Raw genomic sequence first — 18,475 nt, forward strand, 5'->3', positions numbered from 1 at the left:
GTCGGCGGCGGGGCCCGAACCTCCACCCGCACCATCCGCTCCCCTCCCCACGGAGAACCGCATGACCACCGTCACCCGCACCCCGGAGGCCGCCCCCGCGGCGGCCCGGGGCGACCGCGACGACCGCCGGGCACTCACCTTCAAGCAGAAGCTCAGCCGCTTCGACGTCAAGGCGTCGCCGTACTTCTACATCGCGCCGTTCTTCGTGCTCTTCGCGCTCGTCGGCCTGTTCCCGCTGATCTACACGTTCGTCGTCTCCCTCAACAACTGGAACCTGCTCACCGGTCCGGGCGAATGGGTCGGCTTCACCAACTACCTCACCGAGCTGAAGGACCCGTTCTTCTGGAACTCGCTCTTCAACACGGTCAGCATCTTCCTGCTCTCCGCGATCCCGCAGCTCCTCGCCGCGGTGTTCATCGCCGCGATGCTGGACCAGAACATCCGGGCCAAGACTTTCTGGCGGATGAGCGTGCTCCTCCCCTACGTCGTGACCCCCGTCGCCGTCACGCTGATCTTCTCGAGCGCGTTCGACGAGAAGTACGGGCTGATCAACAACATCCTGCAGGCCGTCGGCCTCCACCCCGTCATGTGGAAGACCGAGACTTTCCCCTCGCACATCGCGATCGCGACGATGGTCAACTGGCGCTGGACCGGGTACAACGCGCTGATCCTGCTGGCTGCGATGCAGGCGGTCCCGCGCGACATCCACGAGTCCGCCGCCCTCGACGGCGCCGGGTCGTTCCGCCGGTTCTTCTCGATCACGCTGCCGAGCATCCGGCCCACCATGATCTTCGTGATCATCACCGCCACCATCGGCGGACTGCAGATCTTCACCGAGCCCAAGCTCTTCAACCCGTCGAGCGCGGTGCCGGGAGGCCCGCAGCGGCAGTACCAGACGACCGTGCTCTACCTGTGGGACATGGCGTTCAACCGCCAGAACTTCGGGAGGGCGTCCGCGATCGCGTGGATGCTGTTCCTCATCATCGTGCTGTTCGGCGTGCTGAACTTCCTGATCTCCCGCCGCATCGCCTCCACCGAGGCGCGCGTGCACCGATCGCGGACGGCCCGCAGGCTGGCGCGCAGCCGCGCCGCTGCCCTTTCCAACGGCGCCTCCGCGACCGCCTCCACCGCGACCGACCCCGTTTCCGACGCCGACCCCGCGGCGAGCGCCGAGGGCGCCCTCGCGCTGGCCGCGGCGAGCGAGGAGAAGAACATATGACCACCGCGACCCGCCCCGCCGCCTCCCGCACGGCCGCCCCGAAGGAGCGCGCCCCTCGTCGTCGCGCGCTCGGCATCGACCGCCGTCCCGGCTTCCTCACCTACGGCATCCTGCTCGCGATCTTCGTCGGCGGCGCCTACCCGCTGTGGTGGTCGTTCGTCGCCGGATCGAGCAACAGCACCGTGCTCACGTCGACCTGGCCTCCGCTGCTGCCCGGCGGCCAGTTCTGGAAGAACGTCGGCGCCGTGCTCGACACCGTGCCGTTCTGGCAGGCGCTCGGCAACTCGATCATCGTCTCCACGGTCATCACGGTCTCGGTCGTCTCCTTCTCGACGCTCGCCGGGTACGCGTTCGCCAAGCTGCGGTTCCGCGGCCGCGAAGGGCTGCTGGTGTTCGTCGTCGGGACGCTGGCCGTGCCGACCCAGCTCGGCATCATCCCGCTGTTCATGGTGATGAAGCAGTTCGGCTGGACCGGGACGCTCGGCGCGGTCATCGTGCCGACCCTGGTCACGGCGTTCGGCGTGTTCTTCATGCGGCAGTACCTGGTGGACGTCATCCCCGAGGAGCTCATCGAGGCCGCGCGCGTCGACGGCGCCACCATGATCCGCACCTTCTGGCACGTCGGCGTCCCGCGGCGCGGCCGGCGATGGCGATCCTCGGCCTGTTCACCTTCATGACCGCGTGGACCGACTACCTCTGGCCGCTGCTCGTCGCCCCGCAGAACCCGACCCTGCAGGTCGCGCTGAGCCAGCTCCAGTCGGCGAAATACGTCGACTACTCGATCGTGCTCGCCGGAGCGGTGCTCGCGACCATCCCCCTGCTCATCCTCTTCGTGCTCGCCGGCCGGCAGCTTGTCTCCGGCATCATGGCCGGCGCGGTGAAAGGCTAACGAATGACCGACGACCGCACGGCCGCCCTCCCCTCGCTCGACTCGGCGGCGCGCCGGCCCGACCGGCTCCGCTGGCCCACCGGCTTCCTGTGGGGCTCCGCGACCGCGGCCGCCCAGATCGAGGGCGCCGCCCACGAGGACGGCAAGGAGGACTCGATCTGGGACGCGTTCGCCCGCGTGCCCAGTGCGATCGCCGGCGGCGACAGCCCCGAGCGCGCGATCGACCACTACCACCGCGTGCCGCAGGACGTCGCCCTGATGCGGGAGCTCGGCCTCCAGTCGTACCGCTTCTCCACCTCGTGGGCGCGGGTCAAGCCCGGCGACCGCGAGGTCAACCGGGCCGGGCTGGACTTCTACAGCCGTCTGGTCGACGAGCTGCTCGGGGCGGGGATCCTGCCCTGGCTGACGCTCTACCACTGGGACCTGCCGCAGGCTCTGGAGGAGCGCGGCGGCTGGGCGAACCGCGAGACGGCGTACCGCTTCCGCGACTACGCCGTGGCCGTGTACGACGCGCTCGGCGACCGCGTGTCGCACTGGACGACGTTCAACGAGCCGCTCTGCTCCTCCCTGATCGCGTATGCCGCGGGCGAGCACGCGCCCGGCCGCCGGGAGCCGCGCGCCGCGCTGGCCGCACTGCACCACCAGCACCTGGCGCACGGGCTTGCGGCCGCGGCGATCCGCGACCTGGCGGCCGAGCATGACGGCCGCGCCGAGGAGCTGCGCGTCGGCATCACGCTCAACCTGACCAATGCGATCCCCGACGACCCGGAGGACCCCCGCGACCTGGACGCCGCGCGCCGCATCGACGGGCTGTGGAACCGGATGTACCTCGACCCGCTGCTGGACGGCACCTACCCTGCCGACGTGCTGGAGGACCTCCGCGAGTACCGCTTCGAGGAGCTGGTGCACGACGGCGACCTCGGCGTCATCCGGCAGCCGATCGACTTCCTCGGGGTGAACCACTACCACGACGACAATGTCAGCGGCCGGCCGCTCCCCGCGGACGCCGTGGCCGCGCCGGTGCCGACCGACCGCCCCAAAGCGTCGCCGTTCGTCGGCAGCGAGTTCGTCACGTTCCCGTCCCGGCGCCTGCCGACCACCGCGATGGGCTGGGAGGTCAACCCGAATGGCCTCCGGGACCTGCTGGTGCGGCTGACCGCCGAGTACCCGGCGCTGCCTCCGCTCTACATCACCGAGAACGGCGCGGCGTACGACGACGTCGTGGACGACGACGGACGCATCCGCGATCTGGAGCGGGAGGCGTACATCCTCGACCACCTGGCCGCGGTCCGGGAGGCGATCGCGGAGGGCGCGGACGTGCGCGGGTACTTCGTCTGGTCGCTGCTCGACAACTTCGAGTGGGCGTGGGGGTACGCCAAGCGTTTCGGGATCGTGCACGTCGACTACGAGACGCTGAAGCGCACGGTGAAGGACTCGGGACGGGCGTACGCGCGCGTCATCGAGGAGGCCGGCATCGCCGAGGCCGCGCGCGCCACCGAGGTCGTGGGCGTGCCCACTGGACCAGCCGCCGCCCGCGCCTAACATAGGTCGGGCGTCGACCGACGTCCCGGCGCCGACACGCGACCGGCCCCGAGCGGCCCGAGGAGAGGACCCCATGACGACGGAACAGGTGGACGGCCGCAGTGTGCCCACCCTGGAGGCCGTGGCCGCGCGCGCGGGCGTCTCCCGGGCGACCGTGTCCCGCGTCGTGAACGGGTCCACCCGGGTGACGCCGGAGGTCGTCGAGGCCGTGACGCGTGCGATCTCCGACCTCAACTACGTGCCGAACCGCGCCGCACGCTCGCTGGCCTCACGCCGCACGCAGGTGATCGCGCTCGTGGTTCCCGAGTCGACCGCCAAGGTGTTCGCCGACCCGTTCTTCGCGTCCATCGTGCAGGGCGTGGCGCTCAGCCTGGCGGACACCGAGTACACGCTCAACATGGTCATCTCGTCGGAGACCAACCCCGACAAGACCCGCCGCTACCTGATGGGCGGCAACGTGGACGGCGCACTCGTGGTCTCCCACCACTCCGGGGACCACTCCTACGCCCAGCTCGGCTCGACGCTGCCGATCGTGTTCGGCGGCCGCCCGGTGAGCGAGGCGCAGCACGAGTCGTACTTCGTGGACGTGGACAACGTCGCGGGCTCGGCGGGGGCGGCTGAGCACCTGATCGCGCGCGGCCGCCGGAACATCGCGCTCATCACCGGCCCGCAGGACATGCCCGCCGGCCTCGACCGCTACACCGGCTGGCGCCGGGCGCTGGAGGCGCACGGGCTGGACCATACGCTGGTCGAATACGGCGACTTCTCGCCGTACTCGGGCATGGAGGCGATGCGGCGGCTGCTGGCGACCGGCCGCCCGATCGACGGCCTCTTCGCCGCGAACGACCAGATGGCGGCCGGCGCGTACTCGGCCATCCACGAGGCGGGACTCAGCATCCCGGGCGACATCGCGGTGGTCGGCTTCGACGACGACAACTTCGGGCTGACCGCGACGCCGCCGCTGACGACGGTGCACCAGCCGTCCATCGGCCTCGGCGAGACCATGGCCCGCGTCCTCGTCCGCCGCCTCGCCGGCGAGCCGGTCGAGCGCGTCACCCTCCTCCCCACCGAACTCGTCATCCGCCAAAGCTCGTAAGCACCTGCCGACACCTGCCGCGTACGCGAATAGTCTGCGTACTCGGCGGTTTTCGGCAGATTAGTCGCGAACTCGCGCGTGGCGGACGGTCAGGCGAGGGCGCGGTAGAGGCGGTTGCCGATGACGGCGAGGAGGAGGCCGGTCGTCGCTATCGCGGAGACGCCGCCCGCGTAGGCGACGAAGAGATGCTCGGTGCCGTTCTGGGTGGAGTTGTACGTGACCACCAGCGCGACGGTCGCGACGATGCCGGTGGCTCCGGCGATCCAGACGAGCGCCCACAGCTTCGAGCGCACGGGCGGGTCAGCCGGGCGCAGCCGCAGCGCGGCGAGGACGATTCCCGCGATGCAGGCCCAGAACGCCACGACGAGCATCCCGGCGATGACATCGCTCGGCCGGTGCCACTGCTCCACCAGCGTGGAGGCGCCCGCCGCGATGGTGAACACCGAGCCGACCACCGCAGCGAGCGGCCGCAGCCGCGGCGACGAAACGAGGAAGACGAGGAGCGCGGCCGAGGCCGCGACGGAGGTGTGGCCGGACGGCAGCGAGTTCGCGAGCCCGGTGTCCACGCCCTTCTCCGGGCGGGAGAGGATCGAGTACTTCAGCACCTGCGTGCTCACGTTCGCGGCAATGGCCGCGCCGACGGCGACGGCGAACACCAACCAGTTGCGCCGCACCAGCACGATGATCAGGGCGATGATCGCGCCCGCCACCACGGCCGCGACGGGCAGCGCGTTGAGCAACGCGTGCGCGAAGTCGATCAGGTCGCCCTTCCACTTCTCGGCGCCCGCGAAGGACCGCTCGTCGATCACCTGGCCGATGTAGCTCTGCACGAAGAACAGGTAGATCCCGATGAACATCACGACCGTCCCGAGAGCGCCCCAGACGAACGGGAGCAGACGGACGGGCGCGGGTCGCATAGTAGACAACCCTTCCACACCGTCCCCGGGAACTTCCATGAAGGAACCGGAACGGCCCGAGGAATTCGGCCAGTGCGCAACCCCTGCCGCACGGTGTAGGACAGGCGCCATGAAGAGCTTCACGGACACCATCCAGATCGACGCGCCCGCGCACGACGTCTACGCGACCCTGCGGGCGGTCGATGCCTACCCCGCGTGGCTCGGCCACTCGCTGGTCTACCGCGGGACCCGCGTGCCCACCGCGGCGGCTGTGGCGGAGCCGGGCTCCGCGACCTACGTCGACTCGACGATGGTCGGGCGGATGCGCGGCGAACTGATCGACGACGTCCCCGACCACGAGCTGCGCTTCCACCAGGCCAAGCCGTCCGGGCGCGTCGACGCGCTCATCGTGTACGGCGTCGAAGACCGGGGAGGCGTCACCCACGTCACCCGGATCGGCCAACTCACCACGCACGGCGTGTACCGAGCCGTCGAGCCGATGTTCGCGATGATGGCCGCCCGGGAGAGCCGGCGCACCATGAAGGCGCTGAAGGCGCACGTCGAGACTCCGGCTTGAGCCTCACGCTATTCCCGCTCTAGAGGGTTACGGGACGAGTCCACGATCGCACTCCGACGAGGATGCTCTTGCCGTCGCCGAACACGGGGAGCAGGAACAGGAGGTGCCCGAGATACCACCAGTGCAGGCCCAACGCGGGAACGAGGACGAGCAATGCGACCCCCGTCCCGAAGGCAGCGATGGGTCCCGCGCCGCCGATCATCGCAATGTTCCTTCCTCGCAGAACTCCCTTCGGTGCGAACGTGAACCGGGAGAAGGTCGTGATGACCTCGACCACTTGGATTCCCGTCGTGCGTCTGAGAAGGGCCGCATGGGCCGACTCGTGCACCACATAGCTTGCGAGCAGACCGCCCAGAGCATGCAGGAGAAACGCGCCCGCGAGCTGCGCCAAGGCGGGTGCCATCGCCACGACCGAGAGGCCGGCGCACGCGCTGGAGAGTCCGAGCACCGTTACGAGAAACCATCGATTGGCCCGCGCAATCCTCCCCACTACGAATACCGTGGTCAGGCGCGAGAGAGGTACTCGTACCAGCATCTAGCCGCGAGCGTCGCTCGTCAGTGATCTCTTGTACTGACGCAATGCGTCGAAGCAGGTCGATACAGCGAGGACGAGTCCGGAGAGGACGAAGAACGTCACGACGACGGGCACCGCATCCTCAAGGCCGACGCCGACATCGAGCGCGCCATCCGCTTTCTCGCGGACCTCGAAGAAGACGGCTCCGAAGAGACCGTGACTTCGTGGATCGCCCGGATGCGTGGTGAACATGATGCCGATCAGACTTGCGATCGTCAGGGCCATGGTGAGGATGAGGCCAACGATCACAGACGTTCCGACTCTAAGCAGCCACTTCATTTTCGCGCCTCTGATTCCTTTCGATCTGACGTATCCCGTAGATGCTGTAGGCGGCCGCGACAACGGTGCCGGCGGCGATGAATGCAACATTTACGTTCCCGGGAAGGTTGAAGACGTTCAGGCCGATCGCGAGGGTTCCGACAACGACCATCATCAGGAGCACGCCGATGAGCACCGAGAAGGGATTTCCTCGCTCCGGCGCGAAGATGATTCCGACCAGGCTGCACAGGATGATGTTCGCGATTCCGAAGCCGACGACCGCCAGCCCGGTGAGAGGGCTGAGCCCCGAGGCGGTCGACACCAGAATCGCGGGAGCGGCCATGACGGCCAGTAGCAGTATTTGCGTTCCCACGAGGCACAAGTAGTCGATAACCGGCTGCCCCGTCTGCGGACCGATCCTCCGCACCGAGGTGGAGTTGGAAAAGGCGTAGACGCCCTGAAACGTGACGAGAAGCAGAGCGAAAGGTGGAACTTCGAGCCCATTGACCCACACCAGGACCGTCGCAATAGCGGTGAACAAGAGCACCACTCCGGTCTCGAAACTTCGCACGAGAACGAGCAGGTACGCGCCGAACCGGCTGGCGGCGAGCCCCGACGGGAGCAGCTTGAAGTGGCGCTTTACCGGCACGTAGCTGCGCGGGGCAGCCAGCTGGATCAGCAGGACACCGGCCACGCAGAAGCCCAGGAACACGGCCGTCGCGGGAAGGAGCCCGGCTGTTTCGGCGAGCCACGAGTAGAGCAATTGCGGCGCGAAGTACTGCGCATCGGAGGCGAATGCTCTCAAGAACCGCTCGCTTTGCGCGTTCACAACGTGAAACGCGAGCAACAGGACACCGGCGAGCGCCGCGGGAAGGAGCAAGCCCCTAAGCCTGGCGAGCCCCCATCTCGACACGACTCGCTCGAACAGGAGGTATCCCGCACTGAAGCAAAGATAGAGAGAGATCGCAGGCATCGCGATATTCGTCAGCAGAAGGGACAGCGCGGCCGGACCGATCTGAACCAGGCACGCGACTGCGAACCCGCCGAATGCGGCGCAGAGGGCTGCCATCACGATCAGCGCCTCGAACAGGACGAACGCCAGCGTTCTCTCTTGTTCGTGACGGGAAGCACGAACGAAAGCTGGACCAGCTCGTCCGCCTTCAAGAAGAGGACGCGGATGATCGCATACGTGACGGCGACCCAGAAGAACGTTGAAATGCCCGCGCTCGTGAGGATGGCCACGATGTACTCCGCGTCGCCGAACATGTGCCGGAGCACGGCGACGCTCAGGAGGCAGTAGCCGATGAACGCTCCGGTCACTGCGACTGCTGCCGCCCAACGCGCCGACCTGGATCGGAGAACTCCCCGGCTCAGGACGCGCCGCACCAGGAAGACGAGGAAGAACCTGACAAGGATGAGGACGCTTCGCACTCGCATTGCCGGTCACCGCATGGCCGCGATGAAGTCTTCGACGAGCAGGTCCAACGATCCGTACTGTTCGAGCACGGCCGCCGTCGATGAATCGATCGCGAGAATCCCATGATTGAGCAAGAGCACCCGATCGGCCACCGTTTCGAGCATGCGAAAGTCGTGGCTGCAGAGCACGACGGAACGACCGTTACTCGCGAGGAGCCGGACGTCCTCTTTGAATGAATAGACCGCATCCAGGTCGATTCCGTTGAGCGTCTCGTCAATAACGGAGAGTTTGCGTTTCAGCATCAGGGCGGAAATCAGCTGGAGCTTCTTCCTCATGCCGTGCGAGTAGTCCTCGATGAGGTCACCGGAGCGGTTCCGCATCTGATACCGCTGGAAGTACCGATCCATCGTCGCCGTGTCGAGAGGCTCGCCATAGAGGGAATGAATGAATCGGAGGTATTCCGCGCCCGTCAGGAATTCGGGCATGTTCTCATTGCTGGCGAGGTAGATCGAGCTCGTCTTCGCACGCTTATTGCTGTTTCGATGCCGATCCACTCGAATCCTTCCGCGGCGGAGCTGAAGAAGATCGACGATCAACTTGGTCAGCGTCGACTTTCCGGAGCCGTTTGGACCGATGAGTCCTAAGATCTGGCCTCCCGCCAGCGAGAAGGAGATTTCGCGAAGGGCGTCGTCCCGCGTGTTGTAGGAGTAACTGACGTTTTCCACTTCAAGAAGCATGCGTTTCCTCTCAGTCGAGAAGATCGGGGGTGAGGTGCGATCCTCACCCCCGATGCCGAACCGGACGAGGACTACCTGCACTCGACCCAGACGTCCAGCCCGTACTGGTTCCACCGCCACGAGCCGGTGAACGCGCCCTTGCCGTTCGTGATGCACCAGATCGCGAGCGCGGCCGTGACCACGAACGCGAGGACGAGCAGAACGGCGAGCAACACGAGGAACCAGGCGTCGTACTTGACGATCATCCCGTCGACGGTCGCCCGCAACCGTGCAATTCCGAACCCTGGAAGAGCACTCATCGTCGAAAGCATCTTTTCTCCTTCAATCAGGCCTACCCCACAGTGGGCAGACGACTACAGAGCCGAGGTCGTGCAGCCCTGGTCTTCACCCGATGCATTCGCGCCGGGCGAAGACTCCCTGCCCGGCTTCCAAAGCTCGAAATCTACCGCGCAACACTCAACATTTCAATGTCTGTCTACAGGACTACCAGTCGAGACTGCGTGATCGCAAGCGACACCGCTTCTATGCAGGCATAACTACGACTTAATGGCTGATGCCCGACCACACCGCGGTTCGAACCTCAAGCGGATCGGCCTAGGGGCTCAAACGCCCGCCAGACCGTGCTCAACCGACGAACCGCACCTCCGGCCGCGCCCCGAACCGCGCGCGCATCACCGCGACGGCGTCCGGGCTGCGGTCGACCAGCACGAACCGGCGCCCCAGCGCCGCCGCGACCGCGCCGGTCGTGCCGCTGCCGGCGAAGAAGTCGAGCACCCAGTCGCCCTCCCGGCTGGACGCCTGGACGATGCGACGAAGGACGCCCTCCGGCTTCTGGGTCGGGTATCCCGTCTTCTCCCGGCCGGTCGGGGAAACGATGGTGTGCCACCAGACGTCGGTGGGCAGCTTGCCGAGTTCGGCCTTCTCGGGCGTGACCAGCCCCGGCGCCATGTACGGCTCCCGGTCGACGGCGGACGAGTCGAAGAAGTAGTCGCCGGGGTTCTTCACGTAGACCAGGATCGTGTCATGCTTCGCCGGCCAGCGGTTCTTCGCCTTGGCGCCGTAGTCGTACGCCCAGACGATCTCGTTGAGGAACGACTCCCGGCCGAACAGCGCGTCGAGCAGCACCTTCGCGTAGTGGGACTCCCGGTAGTCGAGATGGAGATAGAGGGTGCCGGTGTCGGCGAGCAGCCGCCAGGCCTCCATCAGCCGCGGCTCGAGGAAGCCCCAGTAATCCTCGAAACGGTCGTCGTAACTGAGGATGTCGCCCTTGATTCGCTCATAGCTGCGGCCCTTGAACCCGATGACGCTGCCGGCGCCGGCCTCCGCCCGCACAGCGGTGGTGCGCTGCCGCGCCTGCGACCGGCCGGTGTTGAACGGCGGGTCGAGGTAGATGAGCTGGAACGCCCCGGACGGCAGCCCCGCGACGACCTCCAGATTGTCGCCGTGCACGACCGTGCTCGGCCCATCGGGATCCCACAGCGGGTGGGCGGCGGCGACGGGCTCGGACATGTCCACCATTCTCCCGTATCCGCGGGCGCACGACGGGCGGCCGGGTACCCTGGCGGCATGACCCTGACCGTCGAGAACCAGCCCGAACAGTCCCGCTACGCCCTGCTGAAGGACGGCGAGGTCATCGGGATCGCCGAATACGAGCTCCGCGACGACGCGATCGTGTTCGTGCACACGGAGGTCGACCCGGAGAAGCGCGAACGCGGGATGGCGTCGGAACTGGTGCAGACGGCGCTCGACGACGTGCGCGACCGGACGGACCTGCGCGTGATCGCGACGTGCCCGTACGTGCGCCGGTGGCTGGCGGACCACCCGGAGTACCGGGAGTTGCAGCGGCGGTGAGCAAGCGTCGAGGCGCGCGTTGACGCCCTTATCCCTCGGTTTTTTTGGGGGAGGGGGTACGTGCCCTTCGGCGAGGTCAGCCCCGGTGCGACGCCGTGGTCCGCGTCGTCGCGCGCCCCTCCTCGGACGGCGCACGCCCTTCGGCGCGCTGACCGCGGCCTGCCGCGCCGACGTCGATCGTGATCTTGCCCCCGTCCAACGCACCCGCCTCACCGCCGTCGCCGGGGAGCGGGGCCGGCGCGGGGAGGAACGACTGGCGGTCGAGCTCCTGCTGGGCTTCGTGGCGGGTGGGGGCGAAGATCTCGTCGAAGGAGCCTCCGACCGCGCCGCTCATGCTGCCGGAGCCGCGGGTGGCCTTGTTGGAGAGGTCGATCCAGCCGAGCTTCACGCCTGTCACGATCGCGACGACGAGGACACCCAACACGATCACGGCCCACCAATTCACGCCGTCCAGGGTACCGGACGGTTCCCGGGCGTTCCGCGGACACACAGGAACAACCAAGGTCGCCGGGCCGGCGTCGGGCGGCGCAGACTCGTCAGGGCACCCGGTAGAGCCACTCCTCCGTCGCGAACTTCGACGCAACCAGCCGCTCGGCCTCCGCGTACTCCGCGTCGGTGAGGTCACCGTCGGTCGCGCCGTACAGGCTGCGGAAGGTCAGCTTCATCTGCTCGATGATCTCGGCGCGGCTGAGCCCGGTCTGGCTGCGCAGCGGGTCGACGCGCTTCGCGGCGCTGGTGATGCCCTTGTCGCTGATCTTCTCGCGGCCGATGCGGAGGACCTCCGTCATCTTCTGGCCGTCCATGTCGTAGCTCATGGTCACGTGGTGCAGCACGGCGCCGGAGCCGAGGCGCTTCTGGGCGGCGCCGCCGATCTTGCCCTTCGGGCTGGTGATGTCGTTCAGGGGGACGTAGCTGGCGTCGATGCCGAGCGACTTGAGCGCGATGATGGCCCACTCGTCCAGGAACGCGTAGCTGTCGGCGAAACTCATCCCCTGCACCAGGTCGGCGGGAGCGTAGATCGAGTAGGTCACGACGGAGCCGGCTTCCATGAACATGGCGCCGCCGCCGGTGATGCGGCGCACCACCTTCACGCCGTACTTCTCGGCGTTCACGGGGTCGACCTCGTTCTTCACCGACTGGAAGCTGCCGATGACGACGGCGGGCTCGTCCCACTCCCAGATGCGGAGGGTCGGGCCGCGGCGGCCCTCGCCCACCTCCGTCGTCAGCACCTCGTCCAGGGCGAGGTGCATCAGCGGGGTGACGGCCTTGGAGTGGACGATCTGCCAGTCGTAGTCGCGCCAGCTCGTGGCGCGGGCGAGCGCGCGGCGCACGGCGACGGCGACGGCCTCCGGCGAGAAGCCGAGCAGCGACGCGCCCTCGGGGAGGGCGTCCTTGACCGCGGCGGCGATGGTCTTGGCGTCGGCCTCGGCGGGGAGGCCGCTCACGGCGGCGTCGATCGCCTCCAGCGCGGTGTCCGGCTCGAGGAAGAAGTCGCCTGCCAGCCGGAACCCCGAGATCAGGCCGTCCACGACCTCCAGGTCGACGACGACGAGCTTGCCGCCCGGCACCTTGTACTCACCATGCATGCCCCCAGCCTAGAACCCGCCCCGGGCAGCCATCTCTTCCGCACTTTCTCCCGCCTCCGTCCGGCGTGTTGCGGGAGAAAGTGAGGAAGCGATGGCTGCGGTCAGGTGCGGGCGGGGATGCGGGGGGCGAGCCAGGCGGTGAGGTCGGAGAAGACTTCGAGGCGGTTGGTCTCGTTGAAGATCTCGTGGCGGGCGCCGGGGTAGACGATCGTCGTCACATCGGACAGGCCGGAGCGGGTGCGGTAGGCGCGCTCGAGCTTACGGGCGGAGGCCGGGCCGCCGAGTGGGTCTTCGCCGCCGACCGCGATGAGCAGCGGGAGGTCGCGGGCGAGCCGCCGCGCGGGCCGGCCGAGCAGGCGGGCGGCGTCGGCCATCCCGAACAGCTTCTGCAGCGGCACCAGCGTGCACAGCGGGTCGTCCACGAACGCTTGCGCGACGGCAGGGTCGCGGCTCAGCCATTCGGCGCCGGTGGTGCCGAGGTGGGCGTGGCGCTTGTTCAGGTCGCCGCTGTTCATGGAGCCGACCATCCGGTAGGCGGTGCCGGAGAGGACGGCCGCGTCGTAGTCGTCGGCGTGGTGGTTCAGGGTCATCTGGCCCATCAGCGAGCCCCAGCTGTGGGCGACCAGCACCAGCGGGAGGTCCGGGTTCTCGTCGCGGATGAGCCCGCTGAACGCGCGCAGGTCGCGGACGGCAGCGCGCAGGCCTCCCGCCCCGAGCCTCCCGAGCTTGGATGCGTCGCCGTGCCACTGCTCCATCCCGGTGCGGCCGTGGCCGCGATGGTCGTCGGCGTAGACCGTGTAGCCCTCGGCGACGAGATGCTCGGCGAGCGCGCGGTAGCGGCCGGCGTGCTCCCCCACCCCGTGTGCGATCTGAACCGCGGCGCGCGGGCGCGCGGCGGGGTAGACGTCGAAGAAGATGCGGAGGCCGTCGTCGGCGCTGAACTCTCGCTGCACGCGCTCATTCTGGCACAGCGTTTTATTTAGCCTGCCTAATTTGATAGGCTAACTATCTATGGGGCGCCTCTCGACGCACGACCTCAGCAGCGGCCTGCGCATCGCCGTCGCACGCCTGTCGCGGCGCCTGCGGGCCGAGAAGGAGGACGACGAGCTGAGCGACACCCAGACCTCGACGCTCGCCTTCCTCGTCCGCGAGGGCTCCGGCACGATCGGGAGGCTGAGCGAGCACGAGCGCGTCACCCCGCCCTCCATGAACCGCACGGTCAATCACCTCGAACAGGCCGGCTACGTGCAGCGCACCGCCGACGCCGTCGACGGGCGCAAGGTGATCGTCGTGCCCACCGAGTCCGGCCTGCAGCTCGTCGCCGACACGCGCCGCCGCCGTGACGCCTGGCTGAACCAGCGCCTCCGCACGCTCACCCCCGAGCAGCGCGGCACCCTCGCCGAGGCCGCCGCCATCATGCGGGAGATCGCCGACTCGTGAGCGCCATGTTCCGTTCCCTCGCCGGCGTCAACTACCGCATCTGGGCCGGCGGCGCGCTCGTGTCCAACGTCGGCACATGGATGCAGCGCACGGCGCAGGACTGGATCGTCCTCACCCAGCTCACCCACAACAACGCGGCGGCGGTCGGCTTCGTCATGGCGCTGCAGTTCGGCCCGCAGCTCATCCTCCTGCCGGTGACCGGCTGGGCGGCGGACCACCTCGACCGGCGACGGCTGCTGATGGCGACGCAGGGGCTGATGGGGTTGCTCGGCCTCGGCCTCGGCATCCTGACGGTGACCGGTGTGATCCAGCTCTGGCACGTCTACGTGTTCGCGCTGCTGCTCGGAGTGGTGGCGGCGTTCGATGCCCCCGCGCGGCAGACGTTCGTGTCGGAGCTCGTGGCCGGTCCGAACCTGTCCAACGCGGTCGCGCTCAACTCGGCGTCGTTCAACTCGGCGCGCCTCCTCGGCCCCGCGGTCGCGGGCCTCCTGACCGCGGCCGTCGGCGCAGGCTGGGTGTTCCTGATCAACGCGGCGACGTTCGGTGCGGTGCTGCTGTCGCTGATGCTGCTGCGGAAGGAGAAGCTGTACCGGACGGAACGCGCCCAACGCTCGCGGGGCGGCCTGGTCGACGGCTTCCGCTACGTGCGGCGGCGACCGGACATCCTGGTCATCCTGGTCATGGTGTTCCTGATCGGGACCTTCGGCCTCAACTTCCCGATCTTCATCTCGACCATGTCGGTGAGCGTGTTCCACCAGGGCGCGGGCGAGTACGGCCTCCTGTCGTCGATCATGGCGATCGGCTCGGTGATCGGCGCGCTGCTGGCCGCCCGACGCGAGCGGCCACGGGTGTCGCTGCTGTTCGCCGGCGCGGCGTTCTTCGGCGCGGGATGCACGATCGCCGCGGTCATGCCGACCTATTGGCTGTTCGCGGTCGCGCTGATCATCATCGGCGTCTCGTCGCAGACGCTGATGACCACGGCGAACGGGACCGTGCAGATGACGACGGACCCGCTGCTGCGCGGGCGGGTCATGGCGATCTACATGGCGATCTTCATGGGCGGCACCCCGGTCGGCGCCCCGATCGTCGGCTGGGTGGCCGACACCTTCGGACCGCGCTGGGCGATGGGCGTCGGCGGGGCGAGCGGGTTCGCGGCGGCGCTCGTCGGGGTGTTCTACCTCGTGAAGTACCGCGGGCTGCGGGTACGGTTCAGCGGAATGCGGCCGCGCGTGGTGCTGAGCCCGCGCGAGGAGGCCCGAGAGGAACTCGAAGAGACCGAGGTCACCGCGACGCGAGCGAGCTGAGCCGCTCCGCGCCACGCCACGACGCCGCGCCACGATTCGTGCCGAATGTCGCGTTTCGTCGCGCCAAACGCCACATTCGTCACGAATGTGAGAGAGGTCAGCGCGCGGCGATGGTCGTGCGCATGACGCAGTTGACGGTGCCCTTCGGGCGGTCGTACTCGAAGCCGGCGTCCTCGAAGACGCGGCGGGTCATGCTGTAGAGGAACGATGACGCCACGCGCTTGTCGTCGTCGCGCGGGTAGCTCTCGACCACCCCGCCGCCCGCCTCCGCGATCAGCCCGAGCGCGCCGGCGATCGCGACGCGCGCGACGCCGCGGCCGCGGTACTCCCGGTCGACGAAGACGCAGGTGATCCGGTAGTCCGGGAGGCTCGCCGCCGTCTCGAGGTACTGCTTGCGGTGGTAGATCCCGGGCAGCTCGTCCGGGCTCCCGAACTGCGCCCAGCCGACCGCCCGGTCGCCGTCGAAGACCAGCGCAGCGTGGGCTTCGCCCGCGGTGACGAGGTCGTGCTTGAACTCCTTGGTGAACTCGGCCGGCCGCTCCGGCTGCGACTCGGGCGACGAGTGCGATTCGCGGTGGAACCAGGTGCAGTAACAGCCGCCGAACCCGCCTCCGCCGTGCCGGTCGCAGAGCGCGACGAAGGCCTCCCACGTCGTGGTGTCGAGCGGACGGACAACGAAAGCGGTGTCGGTGTCGGTCACGGCGAGCTCCCCTCTGCGGCGTGAACCTACGCCGCCGGGCCGGCCACGGCAAGCGGAGCGCGTCGCGTACATTCGTGCCGAATGTCGCGATTCGTCGCGCTAGAGGCGACATTCGGTACGAATGTGCGAGGGGATCGCTACGAGTACTCCGGCGGGGCCGTGCGGTATCGCCAGGCGAGCTCGTTGTCGAGCACGAAGCGGGACAGCGTCTCGTCGCGCGGCAGCGCGTCCCCGACCGTGGCCTCCACCGCCTCCAGCAGCGCCGCGGCCGCCGTCGGTGTCGGCGTGGCGATCACCGCGTCCAGGAGGTCGGCGAAGCCGTCGGGCGCGTCGTCCAGCCCGGCCACCCGTGCCCGCAGGTATTTCGGCCCGGGGAAGAACACCGCGTTGTGGGCCAGGAGCGCCCGCCCGGCCGACGTGGCTAGGTGGACGGACGCGTGCGCGAGCAGCAGCGGATCGCCGTGCTCGTACGCCTGCTGCAGGAAGTAGCCGCCGTGCAGCCGGCACTGCGCCACGAAGCCCGCGACGCGGTCCTCCCACTCGGAGGCCGACATCTGCACGACGCGCGCCAGGCGGTCGTCGAGGTCGGGCACCCGGCTGAACACCACCCGCGCCGACGCGAACGAGTCGCGCACCGGGTCGTCGCCGCGCTCCGCCGCGTCGTCCAGGTACGAGAGGGTCGCCAGCTTGATGTCGAAGTAGCCGTCGTCGTAGCCGATCCCCTCCGTGCTCGTGTACATCAGGCGGCGCGCAGCGAACGCCTCGTCCCAGCGCGACTCGGTCACCACCAGGTACAGGTCGACGTCGGAGTCCGGCCGCTCGGCCCCGCGTGCGACGGAACCGCTCACGATGACCGCCAGCACCTCGGGGTCGGCGGACACGTCCGCGAGGTAGCGCGAGATCGCCCGCTCGTGGTGCTCCATCAGCGCACGGCCGCCCGCGCGGGCTCGAAGCGGACGGGCGCGTAGTTGCGGGCGACCAGCGCGCGCAGGGTCTCCAGGTCGCCGGAGATCAGGCCGACGGCACGCGCCTGGACGAGCGCATTTCCGAGCGCTGTCGCCTCCACCGGCCCGGCGAGCACGGGCACGCCCACCCGGTCGGCGGTCGCCTGGCAGAGCAGCGCATTGCGCGCTCCCCGCCGACGATGTGCACCGTCTCGACGGGGATGCCGGACAGCTCGGCGGCGGTGCGCACCGACTTCGCGAAGGCCTCCGCCAAGCTCTCGATGATCACGCGCATCATCCCGGCCGGACTCGCCGGGGCACGGAGACCGCGTTCGGCGAACCATTCCGCGATGCGCGACGGGAGGTCGCCGGGCGCCAGGAAGCGCGGGTCGTCGGCGTCGAACAGCTCGGCCGGGCGCGGCAGCTGGGCCGCCTCGGCGAGCAGGCTCGCCAGGCTCACGGGGAGGCCGCGGCGCTGCCACTCCCGGATCGACTCGCTCACGAGCCACAGGCCCATCACGTTGTGGAGGTAGCGGACGCGGCCGTCCACGCCGCCCTCGTTGGTGAAGTTGGCGGCGCGGCCCGCATCGCTGACGACGCGGCCCTCCAGCTCGACGCCGACCAGCCCCCACGTGCCGCAGGAGATGTACGCGGCGCGGGTCGGGTCCATCGGCACGGCGACGACGGCCGACGCGGTGTCGTGCGAACCGACCGCGGTTACGGCGGGGCCGGCGCCGGCGAACGGGAGGTCGAGCGACGGCAGCAGAGAGCCGACGGTGGTCCCGGCGTCCACGAGCGACGGGAACAGCGAGCGGCGCAGCCCGAGCCGGCCGATGAGCTCGTCGTTCCAGGAGCCGTCCGCGGTGAGCAGCCCGGTGGTGGAGGCGTTCGTGCGCTCGGCGGCGGCGTGGCCGCTCAGCCAGTAGGTGACCAGGTCGGGCACGAGCAGAAAGCCGTCCGCGGCCTCCAGCGCCCCCGACTCCTGGTCGACGGCGAGCTGGTAGAGCGAGTTGAACGGGAGGAACTGGAGGCCGCCCTCGCGGTACAGCTCCTCGGGCGAGACACGCGCGTGCACGAGTTGGACGCCCCCCGCGGTGCGCTCGTCGCGGTAGTGGTACGGCTCGCCGAGCAGAGCACCGGCGCGCAGCAGGCCGTAGTCGACCGCCCACGCGTCGACGCCGACGCTCCGCAGGCCCGGCTCTGACCGGGCCACGGCGCTGAGGCCCTCCAGCACGCTGGAGTAGAGGCCGGTCAGATCCCAGTGCAGCGCCGAGCGCTCGCCCTCCCACACGCGGACGGGCGTGTTGAGGAAGCGCGCGGCCTCAGTGAGCTCCAGCGTGTTCGCGCCGACGCGGGCGTGCATCACCCGGCCGCTGGTCGCGCCGAGGTCGACCGCGGCGACCGCGCCGGCCGACGCCCCCGATGCCGCCCCCGCCCCGCTCATC

The 18,475-nt window shown here is 69.0% G+C and carries 20 protein-coding genes and 2 pseudogenes; 8 read left to right on the plus strand and 14 right to left on the minus strand.

The window, feature by feature from the left end:
* Positions 1-61: 61 nt before the first annotated feature.
* The 4 genes and pseudogenes from ACRAWC_RS11215 to ACRAWC_RS11230 all read left to right on the plus strand — a co-directional run bounded on the left by ACRAWC_RS11215 (position 62) and on the right by ACRAWC_RS11230 (position 4,746).
* The gene (locus ACRAWC_RS11215) at positions 62-1,219 is read left to right on the plus strand and encodes a carbohydrate ABC transporter permease (protein ID WP_431347797.1); all 1,158 of its coding nucleotides are present in this window, start codon (positions 62-64) and stop codon (positions 1,217-1,219) included.
* Positions 1,216-2,108, plus strand: a pseudogene (locus tag ACRAWC_RS11220) (carbohydrate ABC transporter permease). The gene ACRAWC_RS11215 and the pseudogene ACRAWC_RS11220 overlap by 4 nt, the downstream one beginning before the upstream one ends.
* 3 nt (positions 2,109-2,111) lie before the next feature.
* Entirely contained in the window at positions 2,112-3,650 is a 1,539-nt protein-coding gene (locus ACRAWC_RS11225; RefSeq protein WP_431347798.1) for a GH1 family beta-glucosidase, read from the plus strand.
* Between the two features lie 73 nt (positions 3,651-3,723).
* On the plus strand, positions 3,724-4,746 hold the full coding sequence (locus tag ACRAWC_RS11230) for a LacI family DNA-binding transcriptional regulator (RefSeq protein WP_431347799.1): 1,023 nt from the start codon (positions 3,724-3,726) through the stop codon (positions 4,744-4,746).
* Positions 4,747-4,835: 89 nt separating this feature from the next.
* On the opposite strand, the gene ACRAWC_RS11235 is transcribed toward ACRAWC_RS11230, so the two are convergent.
* Positions 4,836-5,663: a phosphatase PAP2 family protein gene (locus tag ACRAWC_RS11235; protein ID WP_431347800.1), complete on the minus strand. Its 828-nt coding sequence runs from the start codon at positions 5,661-5,663 to the stop codon at positions 4,836-4,838.
* Between the two features lie 109 nt (positions 5,664-5,772).
* Here ACRAWC_RS11235 and ACRAWC_RS11240 point away from each other — a divergent pair, with 109 nt between their 5' ends.
* A complete protein-coding gene (locus ACRAWC_RS11240) occupies positions 5,773-6,219 on the plus strand; it encodes an SRPBCC family protein (protein ID WP_431347801.1) in 447 nt (148 codons plus the stop codon).
* 19 nt (positions 6,220-6,238) lie between these two features.
* Here ACRAWC_RS11240 and ACRAWC_RS11245 read toward each other — a convergent pair whose 3' ends face one another.
* From ACRAWC_RS11245 to ACRAWC_RS11275, 7 genes are all read right to left on the minus strand, one after another.
* Positions 6,239-6,622, minus strand: coding sequence for a hypothetical protein (locus tag ACRAWC_RS11245; RefSeq protein WP_431347802.1), 384 nt, complete (start codon positions 6,620-6,622; stop codon positions 6,239-6,241).
* Between the two features lie 132 nt (positions 6,623-6,754).
* Complete coding sequence (locus ACRAWC_RS11250) at positions 6,755-7,042, minus strand: hypothetical protein (RefSeq protein WP_431347803.1); 288 nt, start codon at positions 7,040-7,042, stop codon at positions 6,755-6,757.
* A gap of 13 nt (positions 7,043-7,055) precedes the next feature.
* Positions 7,056-8,123, minus strand: coding sequence for a hypothetical protein (locus tag ACRAWC_RS11255; RefSeq protein ID WP_431347804.1), 1,068 nt, complete (start codon positions 8,121-8,123; stop codon positions 7,056-7,058).
* 2 nt (positions 8,124-8,125) lie between these two features.
* The gene (locus ACRAWC_RS11260; RefSeq protein ID WP_431347805.1) at positions 8,126-8,371 is read right to left on the minus strand and encodes a hypothetical protein; all 246 of its coding nucleotides are present in this window, start codon (positions 8,369-8,371) and stop codon (positions 8,126-8,128) included.
* A 123-nt stretch (positions 8,372-8,494) separates the two neighbouring features.
* Complete coding sequence (locus ACRAWC_RS11265) at positions 8,495-9,205, minus strand: ATP-binding cassette domain-containing protein (RefSeq protein WP_431347806.1); 711 nt, start codon at positions 9,203-9,205, stop codon at positions 8,495-8,497.
* A 71-nt stretch (positions 9,206-9,276) separates the two neighbouring features.
* Positions 9,277-9,516: a hypothetical protein gene (locus ACRAWC_RS11270; protein ID WP_431347807.1), complete on the minus strand. Its 240-nt coding sequence runs from the start codon at positions 9,514-9,516 to the stop codon at positions 9,277-9,279.
* A gap of 313 nt (positions 9,517-9,829) precedes the next feature.
* A complete protein-coding gene (locus tag ACRAWC_RS11275) occupies positions 9,830-10,714 on the minus strand; it encodes a DNA-methyltransferase (RefSeq protein ID WP_431347808.1) in 885 nt (294 codons plus the stop codon).
* 57 nt (positions 10,715-10,771) lie between these two features.
* Here ACRAWC_RS11275 and ACRAWC_RS11280 point away from each other — a divergent pair, with 57 nt between their 5' ends.
* A complete protein-coding gene (locus ACRAWC_RS11280) occupies positions 10,772-11,056 on the plus strand; it encodes a GNAT family N-acetyltransferase (RefSeq protein ID WP_431347809.1) in 285 nt (94 codons plus the stop codon).
* 76 nt (positions 11,057-11,132) lie between these two features.
* Here ACRAWC_RS11280 and ACRAWC_RS11285 read toward each other — a convergent pair whose 3' ends face one another.
* From ACRAWC_RS11285 to ACRAWC_RS11295, 3 genes are all read right to left on the minus strand, one after another.
* Entirely contained in the window at positions 11,133-11,501 is a 369-nt protein-coding gene (locus ACRAWC_RS11285) for a hypothetical protein (protein ID WP_431347810.1), read from the minus strand.
* A gap of 91 nt (positions 11,502-11,592) precedes the next feature.
* Positions 11,593-12,642, minus strand: coding sequence for a lipoate--protein ligase family protein (locus ACRAWC_RS11290; RefSeq protein ID WP_431347811.1), 1,050 nt, complete (start codon positions 12,640-12,642; stop codon positions 11,593-11,595).
* Between the two features lie 101 nt (positions 12,643-12,743).
* Positions 12,744-13,595 carry an alpha/beta fold hydrolase gene (locus ACRAWC_RS11295; protein ID WP_431347812.1) on the minus strand — a complete coding sequence of 284 codons (852 nt, stop codon included), beginning with the start codon at positions 13,593-13,595 and terminating at the stop codon, positions 12,744-12,746.
* 58 nt (positions 13,596-13,653) lie between these two features.
* On the opposite strand from ACRAWC_RS11295, the gene ACRAWC_RS11300 reads away from it, so the two are divergent.
* Together ACRAWC_RS11300 and ACRAWC_RS11305 are read left to right on the plus strand one after the other, a co-directional pair.
* Entirely contained in the window at positions 13,654-14,082 is a 429-nt protein-coding gene (locus tag ACRAWC_RS11300) for a MarR family winged helix-turn-helix transcriptional regulator (protein ID WP_431347813.1), read from the plus strand.
* Positions 14,083-14,087: 5 nt separating this feature from the next.
* Complete coding sequence (locus tag ACRAWC_RS11305; protein WP_431347814.1) at positions 14,088-15,386, plus strand: MFS transporter; 1,299 nt, start codon at positions 14,088-14,090, stop codon at positions 15,384-15,386.
* 97 nt (positions 15,387-15,483) lie between these two features.
* On the opposite strand, the gene ACRAWC_RS11310 is transcribed toward ACRAWC_RS11305, so the two are convergent.
* The 3 genes and pseudogenes from ACRAWC_RS11310 to ACRAWC_RS11320 form a co-directional block, all read right to left on the minus strand.
* The gene (locus ACRAWC_RS11310; RefSeq protein ID WP_431347815.1) at positions 15,484-16,086 is read right to left on the minus strand and encodes a GNAT family N-acetyltransferase; all 603 of its coding nucleotides are present in this window, start codon (positions 16,084-16,086) and stop codon (positions 15,484-15,486) included.
* Positions 16,087-16,223: 137 nt separating this feature from the next.
* Positions 16,224-17,009, minus strand: a complete 786-nt coding sequence (locus ACRAWC_RS11315; protein WP_431347816.1) for a nucleotidyltransferase domain-containing protein — start codon at positions 17,007-17,009, stop codon at positions 16,224-16,226.
* Positions 17,009-18,474, minus strand: a pseudogene (locus ACRAWC_RS11320) (rhamnulokinase). Before ACRAWC_RS11320 ends, ACRAWC_RS11315 begins: the two are co-directional and overlap by 1 nt.
* Position 18,475 lies beyond the last annotated feature (1 nt).

The organism is Leifsonia sp. L25, assembly GCF_050632895.1.